The sequence below is a fragment of the Yoonia sp. I 8.24 genome (genome assembly GCF_022096995.1).
Lineage (GTDB): Bacteria > Pseudomonadota > Alphaproteobacteria > Rhodobacterales > Rhodobacteraceae > Yoonia.
Genome location: NZ_JACXGQ010000003.1, coordinates 258,775 through 273,156, shown reverse-complemented (window position 1 = coordinate 273,156; position 14,382 = coordinate 258,775). Strand labels below are relative to the sequence as shown.

13 protein-coding genes and 1 pseudogene are annotated in these 14,382 nt (G+C 55.0%); 9 read left to right on the top strand and 5 right to left on the bottom strand.

Annotated elements, in window-relative coordinates:
- Positions 1 to 82: 82 nt before the first annotated feature.
- The 5 genes from bcp (at position 83) to Yoon_RS07120 (ending at position 4,567) form a co-directional block, all read left to right on the top strand.
- A complete protein-coding gene (gene bcp / locus Yoon_RS07140) occupies positions 83 to 547 on the top strand; it encodes a thioredoxin-dependent thiol peroxidase (protein ID WP_238111426.1) in 465 nt (154 codons plus the stop codon).
- Positions 544 to 1,359, top strand: coding sequence for a ferritin-like domain-containing protein (locus Yoon_RS07135; RefSeq protein WP_238111425.1), 816 nt, complete (start codon positions 544 to 546; stop codon positions 1,357 to 1,359). The genes bcp and Yoon_RS07135 overlap by 4 nt, the downstream gene beginning before the upstream one ends.
- A 126-nt stretch (positions 1,360 to 1,485) precedes the next feature.
- Positions 1,486 to 2,793, top strand: a complete 1,308-nt coding sequence (locus Yoon_RS07130; RefSeq protein WP_238111424.1) for a M23 family metallopeptidase — start codon at positions 1,486 to 1,488, stop codon at positions 2,791 to 2,793.
- Complete coding sequence (locus Yoon_RS07125; RefSeq protein ID WP_238111423.1) at positions 2,783 to 3,271, top strand: polymer-forming cytoskeletal protein; 489 nt, start codon at positions 2,783 to 2,785, stop codon at positions 3,269 to 3,271. Before Yoon_RS07130 ends, Yoon_RS07125 begins: the two co-directional genes overlap by 11 nt.
- A 204-nt stretch (positions 3,272 to 3,475) precedes the next feature.
- Entirely contained in the window at positions 3,476 to 4,567 is a 1,092-nt protein-coding gene (locus Yoon_RS07120) for a transporter substrate-binding domain-containing protein (RefSeq protein ID WP_238111422.1), read from the top strand.
- Between the two features lie 60 nt (positions 4,568 to 4,627).
- Here the strand turns inward: Yoon_RS07120 and Yoon_RS07115 are convergent, their stop codons facing one another.
- From Yoon_RS07115 to Yoon_RS07095, 5 genes are all read right to left on the bottom strand, one after another.
- On the bottom strand, positions 4,628 to 5,380 hold the full coding sequence (locus Yoon_RS07115) for a DUF2189 domain-containing protein (protein ID WP_238111421.1): 753 nt from the start codon (positions 5,378 to 5,380) through the stop codon (positions 4,628 to 4,630).
- A 72-nt stretch (positions 5,381 to 5,452) separates the two neighbouring features.
- Positions 5,453 to 6,577 (bottom strand): peptide chain release factor 2, encoded by a 1,125-nt coding sequence (gene prfB / locus Yoon_RS07110; protein ID WP_238111420.1) that lies wholly within the window; start codon positions 6,575 to 6,577, stop codon positions 5,453 to 5,455.
- A gap of 75 nt (positions 6,578 to 6,652) precedes the next feature.
- A complete protein-coding gene (locus tag Yoon_RS07105) occupies positions 6,653 to 9,172 on the bottom strand; it encodes a PBP1A family penicillin-binding protein (RefSeq protein ID WP_238111419.1) in 2,520 nt (839 codons plus the stop codon).
- A gap of 98 nt (positions 9,173 to 9,270) precedes the next feature.
- Entirely contained in the window at positions 9,271 to 10,407 is a 1,137-nt protein-coding gene (locus tag Yoon_RS07100) for an N-acetylmuramoyl-L-alanine amidase (protein ID WP_238111418.1), read from the bottom strand.
- A complete protein-coding gene (locus tag Yoon_RS07095; protein ID WP_238111417.1) occupies positions 10,404 to 11,549 on the bottom strand; it encodes a pyridoxal phosphate-dependent aminotransferase in 1,146 nt (381 codons plus the stop codon). The genes Yoon_RS07100 and Yoon_RS07095 overlap by 4 nt, the downstream gene beginning before the upstream one ends.
- Before the next feature lie 113 nt (positions 11,550 to 11,662).
- Between Yoon_RS07095 and Yoon_RS07090 the strand changes: the two genes are divergently transcribed.
- The 4 genes and pseudogenes from Yoon_RS07090 (at position 11,663) to Yoon_RS07075 (ending at position 14,355) form a co-directional block, all read left to right on the top strand.
- Positions 11,663 to 12,415, top strand: coding sequence for a DsbA family protein (locus Yoon_RS07090; RefSeq protein WP_370642138.1), 753 nt, complete (start codon positions 11,663 to 11,665; stop codon positions 12,413 to 12,415).
- A 256-nt stretch (positions 12,416 to 12,671) separates the two neighbouring features.
- Complete coding sequence (locus tag Yoon_RS07085) at positions 12,672 to 13,160, top strand: nidogen-like domain-containing protein (RefSeq protein ID WP_238111416.1); 489 nt, start codon at positions 12,672 to 12,674, stop codon at positions 13,158 to 13,160.
- Between the two features lie 85 nt (positions 13,161 to 13,245).
- A pseudogene (locus Yoon_RS18010) lies at positions 13,246 to 13,407 on the top strand (hypothetical protein); the annotation flags it as partial.
- Between the two features lie 174 nt (positions 13,408 to 13,581).
- A complete protein-coding gene (locus tag Yoon_RS07075; protein ID WP_238111413.1) occupies positions 13,582 to 14,355 on the top strand; it encodes a Hint domain-containing protein in 774 nt (257 codons plus the stop codon).
- Positions 14,356 to 14,382: the final 27 nt, after the last annotated feature.

Here is a 14,382-nt window from a genome sequence, read left to right as displayed (position 1 = left end):
GTCTCCGCCACTTTTCGGTTTGGACCTTTATCTTTGCTTGTGCCGGGTTAAAACAAAAGCGCAACGTACAAAAGGACGTATCATGACCCTTCTTGCTGTAGGCGACATTGCCCCAACCGTGACCCTGCCCCGCGACGGCGGCGAAATTGTGAACATGGCCGATTTTGCCGGAAAAAATGTCGTCCTGTATTTCTACCCGCGCGATGACACGCCGGGCTGCACCAAAGAAGCCATTGGGTTTACCGAAAGCGTCGCTGACTTTGACGCGCTGAACACCATTGTTTTGGGCGTGTCCAAAGACCCCATCAAAAAACACGACAAGTTCGTCGCCAAACACGATCTGAAAATCGCGCTATTGTCTGATGAAGACGGTGATGTCTGTGAACGTTACGGCGTTTGGGTCGAAAAGAATATGTACGGCAAAACCTATATGGGCATTGAACGCGCGACGTTTTTGATCGGCCCTGACGGCGTGATTAAACAAGCTTGGCGCAAGGTCCGCGTCCCCGGCCATGTTGATGCCGTGCTTGAGACGTTGCGCGGATGATGACCCTGTCAGAGATGGCGGTCGCTGTGCTGACTACGGCTGATGGACGCGAAAAAGCAGCGCTTTCGCGCAAATTCGCGGCCGATTGGCGTGCGTCACGCGCAGATGGCCCTGCCATTAAAGTTGGTCAAGCAACGCCACCATCATTTCCGGCCCGGCCCCCAAAACCCGCGCTTTTGAACCCGCGCGACGTCCCTTTGCGCAAGCCCGGCACCCCCGAAGGGCGGATCGCGCTACTACACGCGGTCGCCCATATTGAGCTGAACGCGATTGATTTGCACTGGGATATCATCCCGCGCTTTGCCCATATCAAACTGCCGCTTGGGTATTACGATGATTGGGTGAAATCTGCGGATGAAGAATCTAAACATTTCCAGCTGATGTGCGATTGCCTTGAGGAATTGGGCAGTTTCTATGGGGCCTTGCCCGCGCATGCTGGCATGTGGCGTGCAGCCGAAGATACGGTTGATGATCTGATGGGGCGGCTCGCCGTGGTCCCAATGGTGCTTGAGGCCCGCGGGCTAGATGTGACACCGGGGATGATCAACATCTTTAAACAAGCGAAGAACAAATCAGCCGTCGCGGCGCTCGAAACTATCTACGCCGAAGAGGTCCACCATGTGTCCTATGGCTCAAAGTGGTTCAACTTTTTGTGCGGTCGTCATGATCTCGACCCAACAGGCGTTTTCCATGAACGCGTGCGCAAATATTTCCATTCGGATCTAAAGCCCCCGTTTAACGAAGAAAAACGCGCCGAGGCCGGCATCCCTCCGGATTTTTATTGGCCACTTGCGGCAAAGCAAAAAGCCTAATCCCAAAGACGGCGCGAATCCGCGCCCTAGGCGTAAAATTCTTGCAGCAGGGCTGCGGGCTGCTTACACAGTCAGGCAACGCTGGTGCGGGACCAGTGACTGACCGGGACGACACAGGGAATTATCGTGCGATCACGACTGACAAAGACAATTCACAATGTGTTGGAACGCTGGTTCCCTGAACGCAGACTGTTTTTAAGATCCGACACGGAGACCCGGTTTATCCGGCTCAGCTCTGAAGCGCAGCTTGTGGCGTGGGTTGGCTGCACGGTTGTTGTCGCGTGGACAATTGTTGCCACCGCGATTTTGCTGATGGATAGCATTGGCGCCGGGAACTTTCGCGCGCAGGCCCAACGCGACCAGATGACATATGAACAACGGCTGAACGCGCTTTCGTCCGAACGTGACCTGCGCGCACAAGAAGCCGCCGCCGCACAAGACCGGTTCAGCACCGCCTTGCGCCAGATTTCAATCATGCAATCCGAATTGCTCGCGACCGAAGAAAAGCGTCGCGAATTGGAAACCGGGCTGGACGTGGTGCAGGCCACGTTGCGCGATACGATGCGAGACCGTGAAGACGCCCGCGACCAAGTTGCCGCGCTTTCTGACGAAACGGAAAGCGGCGACGCTGCGGCCATGACCCAAGATACCGTCAGCACGGTCGATCTTTTGTCAAACGCATTGGCCCAGACCGCGACCGAACGCGACATGATTTCAGCCGACGCAGAGTTCGCAATTGGCCACGCCCAAGAATTGGAACTGGAACTGCGGCTTTTGCAAGAACGCAACGATCAGATTTTCCGTCAGCTTGAAGAGGCCATGTTGGTGTCGGTCGAACCGCTTGACGATATGTTCCGTGCTGCGGGCATGAGCCCTGACAGCATGTTGGCGCAAGTCAGACGCGGGTATTCTGGCCAGGGCGGCCCCCTGACACCCGTACAGTTTTCAACACGAGGCGGCGAACCTGATCCAGATGCGCTCCGCGCCAATGCAATTCTGGCGTCAATGGACCGAATCAACCTCTATCGAATCGCCGCTGAAAAGGCCCCATTCGACATCCCGGTTAAGGCAAATTTTCGGTTCACATCTGGTTTCGGCCAGCGTTGGGGCCGCTTGCATGCGGGCACGGATTTTGCAGGCCCTGTCGGCACGCCAATCTACGCAACTGCTGACGGAGTGGTCACAAATGCTGGGTGGTCGTCGGGTTATGGCCGTTTGATAAAAATCCAGCACGACTTCGGAATTGAGACAAGATACGCACACTTGAACGCAATGCACGTCTCTGTTGGGCAAAGAGTCTCGCGTGGTGAACGAATTGGTGATATGGGCAATTCAGGTCGCTCAACAGGACCACACCTTCACTACGAGGTTCGCGTCGGAGGCGAGCCCGTTAACCCGATGATCTATATAAGAGCTGGACAAGATGTTTTCTAAATCGAAAATCAATGAACCCGGACCCAAACCGTCCGATACCGAAACAAAAAAAGGCGCAGACGCGAAAAAAGGTGCTGGTTCAGATTACAAAGCATCTGGCCCCAAGCCCGCACCGTCAGTTTTGTCTTCTGATCTGCTGATCACAGGCAACATTAAAACCGCCGGCGACATCCAAGTCGAAGGTCAGGTTGATGGCGATATTCGTGCGCACCTGCTAACAGTTGGCGAAGGCGCCACAATCAAAGGCGAAGTTGTCGCTGATGATGTGGTTGTCAACGGCCGTGTTGTTGGCCGTGTGCGTGGCCTCAAGGTCCGTCTTTCTTCTTCTGCACGTGTTGAGGGTGATATCATCCACAAGACAATCGCAATAGAGAGCGGCGCCCACTTTGAGGGTTCTGTTCAGCGTCAAGACGACCCGCTGGCACTCGGCACCAAAAAGATGCCAACAGCCGCCGCTGCGGACACGCCAAAGTCCTAATTCCTCGGCACAATTGAATTTTGCAAAGGGCACCCGATGGGGTGCCCTTTTTCGTTGTGCGTCAAAACGTTCTGCGCGCTTGCCCATCCTGCCTACCAAGTAAATGCCATAATTTTGACGGAATTCGGACACTTATTCCAGAGCATGATATTTTATTGATTCACCAGTCAATCAAAATAAAATAACGCAACATGGAGCAACCTTTTGACCTTATTCGCGCCTTCCCTACGCTGCCTGTGCTTTGGTATCGCATCTGCGGGCCTCTCACTATCCGCGCAATCTGCCACGGCCCAAAGCATCAGCTGCGGTGAAAACTATACAATCGCTGCGGGCGACTCTCTGTCGGGTATTGCCGCCGATGTATATGGATCGGCCTCGGCCTTTCAGTTAATTTACAGTGCCAACGTCGATACCATCGGCCCGAACCCCGGCCTCATTTCGCGTGGGCAAGTGATCTATATCCCCTGCCGCGATGGCAGTACCACGTCACAAGCCAACGACACCCTCATTCGCAAAATCACAACCACCGAGCAACTTGACGGCCCCACCGATGTTGCTGTGCGCGTCGTTACGGCCACCGATTGGGCGCCGTATTTTGATGAAAGCCAAGCGCAAGGCGGCATGGTGACGGAGCTGACAAACGTCGCACTGGCGTCAGCTACAGGGAGCCCCGCATATAAGATCGACTTTATCAATGATTGGGGGTCTCATCTGCAACCGCTTTTGACCGATCACGCTTACGACTTTGCGACGGCATGGTACGAGCCACCATGCGAATTGATCGACCAGCTTGGCGATGATGCCAAATTCCGGTGTAACAACTTCGAATGGTCCGATCCCATGTTCGAAATTCTGCTAGGGTACTTTGGTCGCACCGGTGAGCCGCTACCAGCAACCCACGCAGAGCTGGTCGGCAAAAGCATCTGCCGACCAGATGGGTACGAAACATTTGTTCTCGAAGAAGATGGGCTTGTGGAACCTGCGATTTCGTTTGGCCAAGAAGGGCTGATCACCGGCTGTATGGCCGGGTTGCTTGACGGCACATATGATGTCGTTGTGATTGCTGTTGATCCGGGCCAAGGGGCCGTACTGGAACTGGGTGCGCAGGATGATATCATGCTGAACGAACAGCTCACCAAAGTGCTTAACCTCAGCCCCGTCATCGCGAAATCGAACCCGCATCGTGAAGAGTTACTGGCGATGATGAATAGCGGGATTGCTGCGATTAAATCGGACGGTCAGTGGTTTGAAATCGTAAACCGACACCTGTCGGCGCACCGCGCCCAAACGCAATAACACGCGTAGTAAACGCGACCAAAAGGGGTGTCAGTGGCGCCCCTTTTTTGCCTATTCGGATCACTTAATTGCACGCCGATATAAATGCCATGTCGCATGCCCCAAGACCGGCAGCACCACCATCAACCCCAAAAACCATGGGACTAGCGCTGCGAGTGACATGACCGCAATCGTCACGGCCCAAGCGATCATCACCACCGGATTGCGTTTGACGACCTGCAGGCTCAATAGCATCGCTGTGACAAAATCCACCTCGCGATCCAGCACAAGCGGCAGGCTGACAACCGTCAGTGAAAACAGTAAAAATGCCAAGATCGCCCCGACACCCAATTCGACTGCGATCATCATCAACCCATTGGTGGTCAAAAAGACTTCAAAGCTATCGGAGACATTCGTCATCGTCGACAGCCCCATGAACAGCGCAAAAATCATATGGGCGAGAAACGTCCAGAACAAAAAGTAGATCACAATAATCGCGCCCAGCCACGGCATTTGACGGGTGCGTTCGTGCCAGACAATGCTCAGGATCTCTGGCCATTTGAGCGGTTTATCTTGCTCCATCCGGCGGCTGACCTCATATAAGCCCGCGGCGGCAAACGGGGCGACCAGTGGAAAACCAAGCGAAGTTGCCAGAATCCAACTGACATGCCCTGCCCCCAACCAAATCATCAGGAACCCGCCCAGCACATAGACCGCACTAAAGAACAGCCCAAATTGTGGCGCTTTGCGAAAATCGGCAACGCCTGCACGCAGTATCGCGCGCAAATCTGCCGGTGCTAATGGTTGTACTATGGGCCGTGTCGCCTGCGTCATGAGAATTCCCCCTCGCGGCCAAATGGCCGTTTTCAAAGGATAGAAAGCAAATCCCTGCGCGTCTACGAAAGATTATTCTGCGTTCGCCTCTGCCCGGCTTTTGCCAGAGACATCCATCGCCAAGGTGGCCCCCATGAACCCGTCAAGATCGCCATCCAACACGCCTTTGGTGTCTGAGGTTTCGAAACTGGTGCGCAGGTCTTTGACCATCTGGTAGGGCTGCAACACATAGGACCGGATTTGGTTGCCCCAGCCCGCGTCGCCCGCGTTTTCATGGGCCTCGTTCACAAGCGTCGATCGCTTATCCAATTCCATCTGATACAGCCGCGACTTCAATGCTTTCATCGCGATGTCGCGGTTTTGGTGTTGGGATTTTTCCGAACTGGTCACAACGATCCCCGTTGGGAAGTGGGTAATCCGCACCGCAGAATCGGTGGTGTTGACGTGCTGCCCACCAGCGCCTGATGACCGGTAGGTATCAAGACGAATATCGGATGGGTTCACTTCAATCTCGATATTGTCATCCACAACCGGGTAAACCTTAACCGATGTAAACGAGGTGTGGCGCTTGGCCGCGCTATCGAACGGCGAAATACGCACCAAACGGTGCACGCCGCTTTCGGATTTTAGCCACCCATAAGCGTTGTGGCCAGAAATCTTATAAGATGCTGACTTGATCCCGGCTTCATCGCCGGACTGTTCGGATTGCAGTTCGACTTTATAGCCTTTTTTCTCGGCCCAGCGGACATACATCCGCGCCAGCATATTTGCCCAGTCGCAGCTTTCCGTACCGCCAGCCCCCGCGTTGATTTCAAGGAAGGTGTCGTTCGCATCAGCCTCACCGTCCAGAAGCGCCTCAAGCTCTTTCTTCGCGGCCTTTTCGCGCAGCGCTGTGATTGCGCCCTCGGCGTCACCGACGATTTCAGCGTCGTCTTCCATTTCGCCCATTTCGATCAATTCGACATTGTCGGCCAGCTCTTGCGCGATACTGTCATATGTCGCCATCGCATCCACCAACATCTGCCGGTCCCGCATCAGTTTTTGCGCGGCTTCGGGATCATCCCAAAGGGTCGGATCCTCGACACGCGCGTTGAATTCTTCGAGCCGGTGCGGTGCGGTTTCGCGGTCCATCCGCTGCGCAAGCAATTCAAGCGATTTTTCGATCGCATCGGCGGAGGTTTGAATTTCTGCGCGCATGAGAAGGCACCTATGTGAGGTCAATGATTTGTCAAAGGGTCTTACAGCGCGGGCCGCGCGCCGACAAGCAGGTGGTCAGTAAAGACCACCTGTCGAAAGCGTCCCGAATGTGGCCTTTGGCCCGACGGTCGCGGTTTCACCCGTGGATGTCGTGACCTCGCGCCCTGTCGCCTGCACCTCATCAAACAATGGGAGATCCCCTGCCATGGCGAACCCACCATCGAACATGATCCCAAACAGTGGCTCTTCGCCGGGGCGGAAGCATTCGGCGATCACATTTTCGCCTGACACGCCGTCCGGCAAACGCGCGCCGCTGTAGCGGTCGATGTTAATGAACTGGCAGCTTTCGGGAACGTCAAATGCGCCTGCGCCGTAAACGTCGATCGCTTCACGCATAAAGCGGTTGAACACAGGGCCACAGAACCCGCCGCCCGACGCACCGCGCCCCAAGGATCGCGGCGTGTCATAACCGATATAGCAGCCAGCAACGATGTTAGAAGAAAACCCAATGAACCAAACATCCTTCGCGTCATTGGTTGTCCCGGTCTTACCCGCGATGGGAACCGGCAAGTTGATCGCGCCGCTTGCGGTCCCGCGCTGCACAACGCCGCGCATCATCGAAGTCAACTGATAGGCGGTGATTTCATTCATCACACGGTCGCGGTTCGATTCAATCCGCGGCCCGAACCCTTCGGCGATGATCGCATCGTCACAATCAACACAAATGCGCTGGTCGTGGCGATATACGGTGTTACCGTAGCGGTCCTGCACCCGGTCAACCAAGGTAGGTTCCACCCGTTCGCCACCGTTCGCAAACATCGCATAGGCGGAAATCATTTTGAACAATGTGGTCTCATCCGCGCCAAGTGACGCAGCCAACCCTTGGTTCATGCGGTCATACACGCCAAAGCGTTCCGCATAGGCGGCGACCGTATCCATCCCAATTTCCTGCGCGAGACGAATGGTCATCAAGTTCCGTGACCGTTCAATCCCCGTGCGCAACGGCGTTGGGCCGTAAAACTGGTTTGATGCGTTTTTAGGGCGCCAGACGCCTTGCGGCGTGTTGATGGTGATCGGCGCATCCACAACAATTGTCGCCGGGGAATAACCGCTATCAAGTGCGGCCGCATAAACAAAGGGTTTAAAAGACGAGCCCGGCTGACGTTGGGCTTGGGTGGCGCGGTTAAACACCGAATCTTGGTAGCTAAAGCCACCTTGCATCGCGATGACACGGCCCGTGTTCACGTCCATCGCCATAAAGCCGCCTTGGGCTTCGGGGATTTGGCGCAGCGACCATCGGATAAACGCCCCGTCACTATCGGCCGTCATACGGCGCACATGCACCACATCGCCAACGGTGTAATTGTCAAAGAAGTTGCCGCGCATCCATTCAATGTCGCGACGCGGCACAACAAAAGGTTCCGCCTCGGTTTCAACAATCCCTTCCACGCCTATGCGCAGTTGATTTTCTTCCACCGCGAGCACCACGGCCGGATACCAAGGTGCCACATAAGTAATGTCGCGTGGCACGGTAAGATCAGCCAAAGCAGCGCGCCACAGCTCTTCTGAGCCAAGTTGGTCTTCCGGAATTGTCAGCCCAGTGCCCCGCCATTCGCCCAAACCACGGTCATATTCTTCAAGCGCACGTTGTAGCGAATGCGCAGCCGTCACTTGCAGATCAGGATCAACCGTCGCCCGAATGGACAACCCGCCTGAGAAAAATTCATCTTCGCCGAAGTTTTGCGAAAGCTGACGGCGGATTTCATCGGTAAAGTAATCGCGCGGCGGCAGGCTTTCTTGATAGCTTGGGAAATCGCCATTTTGCACCGTGCGCAGTGGATCGTTCAGCGCGACGGTCAATTCTTCTTGGGTCAGATAGCCGTTTTCAAACATCTCGCGCAGAATGAAATTACGGCGCGCAATGGCCGCCTCGCGGTTATGCACGGGGTGGTAGCTATAGGGCGCTTTGGGGTGGACCGCCAAAAACGCCGCCTCTGCTGGCGATAATTCAGACAGGGGTTTGTTGAAATAGGACCGTGCCGCCGCCGTCACACCAAACGAACGCACCCCGAGGTCAATCTCGGTCAGGTATAGTTCAAGGATCTGTTCTTTACTCATCGCGCCTTCGATTCGCGTGGCTAGGATGATTTCCTTGATCTTACGTTCCAATGTGGTTGAACCATCCAAAAGGAAGTTCTTCATCACCTGCTGGGTAATCGTCGACGCCCCACGCAGGTTTTCACCGCGCGATGTCACGGCTTCGACAATTGCTGCCAAAATACCACGCGGATCATAGCCGGTGTGGGTGTAGAAATTCTTATCCTCAGCAGAGATAAAGGCTTGTTTCACAAGATCAGGAATCTCGGATGCCGGTGTAAACAACCGCCGCTCAACGGCAAATTCATCAATAATTTCACCTTCGCCTGAATAAATCCGGCTAATCGTCTTTGGCTGATAACGCGCAAGTGTCTCATATGTCGGCAAATCCCGGCCATACATGTATAGCACACCGCCAAGCGTCAGCGCCCCCATGATCAAACCCATGGTCAGCATGGTCAAAATTCCACCAAAGAAAGAGAAAATAAAGCGCAGCACGGGTGATCAAAGTCCTATGGTTTCAAACATTCTTATACGCCCCTGTCACCTGATGGTCAAAAGGCCATATGCGCAACGCGCTGGTATATGATCACGATTTAGCGTGCAAATTGGTTAACGGCGGCAGCAATAGCTGCCACGATGGTTGCGCGACTTTCGGGGTCTTCTAGCGCTGCGCGGTCTTGCGCATTCGATAGAAAGCCGACCTCGACCAGAACACTTGGAAAATCTGCAGCAGATAGCACGGCAAGCTGGCCAAAACGGCGTGGATTGGTATTGACCCGCACCCCGGCATTTTCCATCTGCGTAATCAGCATATCCGCAAATTCACCCCCCTGTGGCCCGGTCTGATCACGCGCCAAATCCATCAAAAGTGTCGCGATTTGATCCCCTTGCGCGTCTAAATCAACGCCAGCCAAAAGATCACCGCTTTCATGCCGAGCGATCATGCGGCGCGCTGCAAGCGCCCCACCATCACGCGATAAAGTGTATACAGATGCGCCACTTGCAGCATCTTCTTCAAGTGCGTCAGCATGCAACGAGATGAACAAATCCGCCCCCGCCGCCCTCGCGGAACTGACGCGCGTATACAGCGGCACAAAGACATCTGCATCACGCGTGAGGCTCGCCTGCACACCGTCAATTGCGTCCACCGCCGTTGCCACCTCTTGCCCTAATTGCAGCATGAGATCCGCTTCACTCACACCGTCACGCAATGCGCCGGGATCGATGCCCCCATGGCCGGGATCGATAACGACGTGAAACCCGCCAGATGTCGCTGGCGGCAGGGAAACGGGTTGCCCAAGATTCAAATCACTTGGCGCACCTGTATTGGCCGAAAAACTGCGCGCGTCCGTGCGTTTCAAGATTATTGACAGATCAGCGCCCGCATCGGTGGTTTGCATTGCCGCTTGCGTGACCTCAAGCGGCCCCGCTAAATCCACAACCATACGCGACCAATCCGGGCCAAGCGCACCATAACGTAGCGCCGTAGCACGATCACCCGATAGCAAGAGATCGGGCGAAACATCCGGCCAAACCGTATCTTGAAAGTCCACGACAAGTCTGCGCGGATTATCCAATGTAAACAATCGGTAAGGCGTCACTTCTGAAAGCCCTACGTTAATTTCAAGCCGCCACCAACCGTCACCCACCGCTGTACGGTTGGGATCAACGGTCACTTGCGCCGACATCGCTGTGCAAAGACAGCAAAAGAAACAAATCAGCCGTATCACCTGCGGTAAGCCTGCATGAATTTCGCGATCCGATCTAAGCCTTCGCGGATATCTTGCGTATTGCGCGCATAAGAGAACCGCAGCCAGTGATGCCCACGACCCGCATCAAAATCGAGCCCCGGCGTCATGGCCACCCCGGCCTGCGCCAAAATTTGCGCCGCAAATGCGCGAGCGTCATCGGTGTATTCAGAGACATCCACATATATATAAAACGCCCCATCAGGCGGCGCAAAATGGGTCAACCCGGCCGCGCGCAACCCGTCGATCATCAGGGCGCGGTTAGCGGCGTACACGGCCTTGTTCTGGTCCAGCTCGTCCGGGCAATCCATTGCGTGCAATGCCAATCGTTGCGCCGCATGGGGCGCGCAGATGAACATGTTTTGCGCCAATCGTTCAACGCGGCGCACATGATCTTCGGGGACAACCATCCAACCGACCCGCCAGCCCGTCATCGAAAAATATTTTGAAAACGAATTCACCACATAGGCGTCATCCGTGACCTGGAGCGCTGAAACAGGTGCAATATCATAGTCAATGCCGTGATATATTTCGTCCGAAATAAACGCCGCATCCGCTGCGTTGCAGGCCTCGGACAAAGCTGCAAGCGCGCCCGCGTCCAGCATTGTGCCTGTCGGGTTCGCAGGGGACGCCACGATCAGCCCGGCCAAATCATATTCCGATACATGCGCGGGCTGCGGCTGAAACCGTTGATCAAGCGTCGTTGGGATATCAACCGGGGTCAGCCCCACCGCCTTTAGGATTTGGCGGTAGGACGGGTAGCATGGCGTCCCCAGCCCCACCCGTTCGCCATTATCAAACAGCGCCGAAAACGCGAGTAAAAACGCGCCAGACGCGCCGCTTGTTACGACGACGCGCGCAGGGTCCAGATCAACATCATACCAATCGCCGTAATGGCGCGCGATGCGCGCGCGCAACTCTGGCAGGCCAAGCCCAACCGTATAGCCCAACGGATCCGCAAGATCGGTGATCAGTTTTTCGCGGGCTTGCGTCGGCGCGCCCGTGCTGGGTTGGCCTACCTCCATGTGAATAATATGCCGCCCGGCTGCCTCGGCTTGGCGGGCGGCTTCCATAACGTCCATGACGATGAATGGGTCGACGTCGCCCCGGTTTGAATGTCGCATTTCGCTGCCCTTCTTCTTTGCGCCCTATGTGCCTGTCACCGCTATGTGAGGTCAATGGACCTTGGCATTCCCCGGTAAATATGGTCTGTCACAAGCGAATATATGTTAACGAGATGATCCAGATGTCCCTGCGCTATGCCCTGCCCTTTCTTTTCGCCCTGACCAGCCCGGTGGCCGCCCTTGAACTTGAGGCGATGACCGATGCGGAGCGCGCTGCATTTCGCGCAGAGGTACGGGCCTATCTGCTCGAAGATCCTGAGGTCTTGCAAGAGGCGATCGGCGTTTTGCTAGAACGTGAGCGTCTGGCCGAAATCGCCAACGATCAGTTGCTTGCAGTAACCTATGCGGATGAGTTGTTTAACGATCGCCATTCCTATGTTGGCGGCAATCCGGCGGGTGACATCACCATCGTTGAGTTCATGGATTACCGGTGCGGTTATTGTAAACGCGCCTACACAGAGGTCGAAGCCCTATTGGCCGCAGATGCCAATATTCGCTTTATCGTCAAAGAATACCCCATCTTGGGCGAACAATCGGTGCTTGCCTCGCGCTTTGCCGTCGCGACCCAGCTTGTCGCTGGCGACGACGCCTATAAAGCTGTGCATGACACATTGATGGAATTTCGGGGCGACATCACCCAAGCGAGCATGACACGGCTGGCTGAAATTCTTGAATTGGACGCCGAAGCGATCATTGCGCAGATGGATTCAAGCGAAGTCACCAATATCATCGCAGCGAACCGCGCATTGGGCGATCAAATGGAAATCTCGGGCACCCCAACATTTGTAATCGAAGACCAAATGCTACGGGGCTATGTACCAGCAGACGCGATGGTCGCCATAATTGCTGAATTGCGCGAAGAATAGGCGCAGGCAGCTTTGCAACCATGTCCAATGCATATTCCCCCCAGCCAACAGTTGAGGTCCGCGAAATCGTTGCCAGCGAAACCTAAAGCAAAACATACAGTGTTCCGATGGCCCTTAACGCGCGGGGCCGTATGTTATGCGCGTTATTGTGTGATTGGTTTGGAACGAAGCAATGGCGACATTGGAAACAGTTAGTGGCGGATAAGGCGCAGACTCGTTCAAGGGAACCGGCGTTAGCGATCTAGACGCCAGCAACATGGATGACGGTAGTATTGCCATTGATATTACCGCCGCATTCGGCGGCGGGCCGATTACTTACTTTGGCCAGACTTATACTGAAATTTACATTAATACCAACGGGCTCATTACATTTGGCGCGCCCGTTACCTCATATACCCCAACGGGCATCGACAGCATAACGGTGCCCGCAATCGCCCCTTTCTGGAGCGATGTTGACATTCGCGGCACGACCGATGGCGATATCTATTGGGATGTTGACGCCACAACCGGGAAAGTCACAATCACATGGTTGGACGTCGCTTCCTACGGTAACAATGGTACCGATAGGAACTCGTTTCAGGTCATTCTAAGCGACACGGGTGGTGACGATCTATCGGTCGAGTTCATTTACGGCGATATCGAATGGACTAACGGTGGTTTTGGGTCGGCATCGGTCGAATTACGGACGGTGGCGCGCCGCCAACCTTCGTTGAGCTTCCCGGCACTGATGATGACGCCGCCCTGATCGATTTTGACACAACTGATTTTGGCAACGGTGACCCGGATGGGACCTAGGAAATGGATCTCGACAGTTCGGGCACCATTTTGACATCGACGGCGTCGTCGATGGGACCACGGGCGATGACATTATCGATGTTACCTATGATGAAGACCCGGAAAACGATTGGGTCGATAATAATGATGGGACCGGCGTTGACCGCAACGATGACGTTATTGATGGCGCGGGCGGCCATGACACGATCACCGCAGGCGAAGGCAACGACGTTATTACCGGTGGCGCAGGCAATGACACATTTGTCTATAACGCAGGCGACGGCGATGATACGATCACCGATTTTGGCGCCGGGTCGACCGATACCAATGATGGCGACGCCGGCAATAACGACTACATCGACCTCACATCGTTCTATACAAACACGACAGAGATGCTGGCCGATCTTGCCGATGACGGCGTTCTGAACCAATCAGACGGCAGCGACTATTCAGATAACACCGCGATTGATGGTTCCATTCCCGGGCTGACGGGCTTCATCGGTAAAACCGCCTCTGAAATCGAAGAACAAACCGGCGTCACCTGTTTTACAAAAGGCACTTTGATCACGACAGAGCGTGGGGATGTCCCCGTTGAAACGCTTGTACCCGGTGACCGGGTGCTGACGCTTGATCGCGGCTATCAGCCCCTGCAACTCTCACTGTGTCGCACTATTGGCCTTGATGCATTGCGCGCAAATCCAAAGCTCTTGCCGGTTCGCATCGCGGCGGGCAGCATGGGTGCGGGGCTACCCAAACGCGATTTGCGCGTGTCACGCCAACACCGCATGGCCGTCAAATCGCGGATTGGCGAACGGATGTTTGGTGCAGCAACGGTACTGGTTGCGGCGATCAAGCTGACAGAAATGCCGCGAATTGAGGTCGATCACGCCGTAACGCAGGTCGACTATTTCCATCTTTTGTTTGACAACCACGAAGTGATCTATGCCGAAGGCACCCCATCCGAGAGTTTCTTTTTGGGGCCGGAAACCCGCAAAACTGTCCCCACAGAGGCTTGGGAAGAAATCACCACGCTATTCCCGGCGGTCGCGGATCTGGCATTCACCCCGATTCCAGCGCCGACGATTCCGCCAAACGCTCAGCAAAAACAACTTGTCCGTCGGCATTGTAAAAATAAGAAACCGCTGATCGCGACAGTTTCGCGTTAAGCGCCATCTGCATGCCCGCACAAAAAT

Excerpts from the sequence above, each read along its gene's own strand:
- bcp (WP_238111426.1), top strand. The coding sequence starts at position 83 with ATGACCCTTCTTGCTGTAGGCGACATTGCCCCAACCGTGACCCTGCCC.
- Yoon_RS07135 (WP_238111425.1), top strand. The coding sequence starts at position 544 with ATGATGACCCTGTCAGAGATGGCGGTCGCTGTGCTGACTACGGCTGAT.
- Yoon_RS07125 (WP_238111423.1), top strand. The coding sequence starts at position 2,783 with ATGTTTTCTAAATCGAAAATCAATGAACCCGGACCCAAACCGTCCGAT.
- Yoon_RS07115 (WP_238111421.1), bottom strand. The coding sequence starts at position 5,380 with ATGACGCAGGCGACACGGCCCATAGTACAACCATTAGCACCGGCAGAT.
- prfB (WP_238111420.1), bottom strand. The coding sequence starts at position 6,577 with ATGCGCGCAGAAATTCAAACCTCCGCCGATGCGATCGAAAAATCGCTT.
- Yoon_RS07095 (WP_238111417.1), bottom strand. The coding sequence starts at position 11,549 with ATGCGACATTCAAACCGGGGCGACGTCGACCCATTCATCGTCATGGAC.
- Yoon_RS07090 (WP_370642138.1), top strand. The coding sequence starts at position 11,663 with ATGATCCAGATGTCCCTGCGCTATGCCCTGCCCTTTCTTTTCGCCCTG.
- Yoon_RS07085 (WP_238111416.1), top strand. The coding sequence starts at position 12,672 with ATGGATGACGGTAGTATTGCCATTGATATTACCGCCGCATTCGGCGGC.
- Yoon_RS07075 (WP_238111413.1), top strand. The coding sequence starts at position 13,582 with ATGCTGGCCGATCTTGCCGATGACGGCGTTCTGAACCAATCAGACGGC.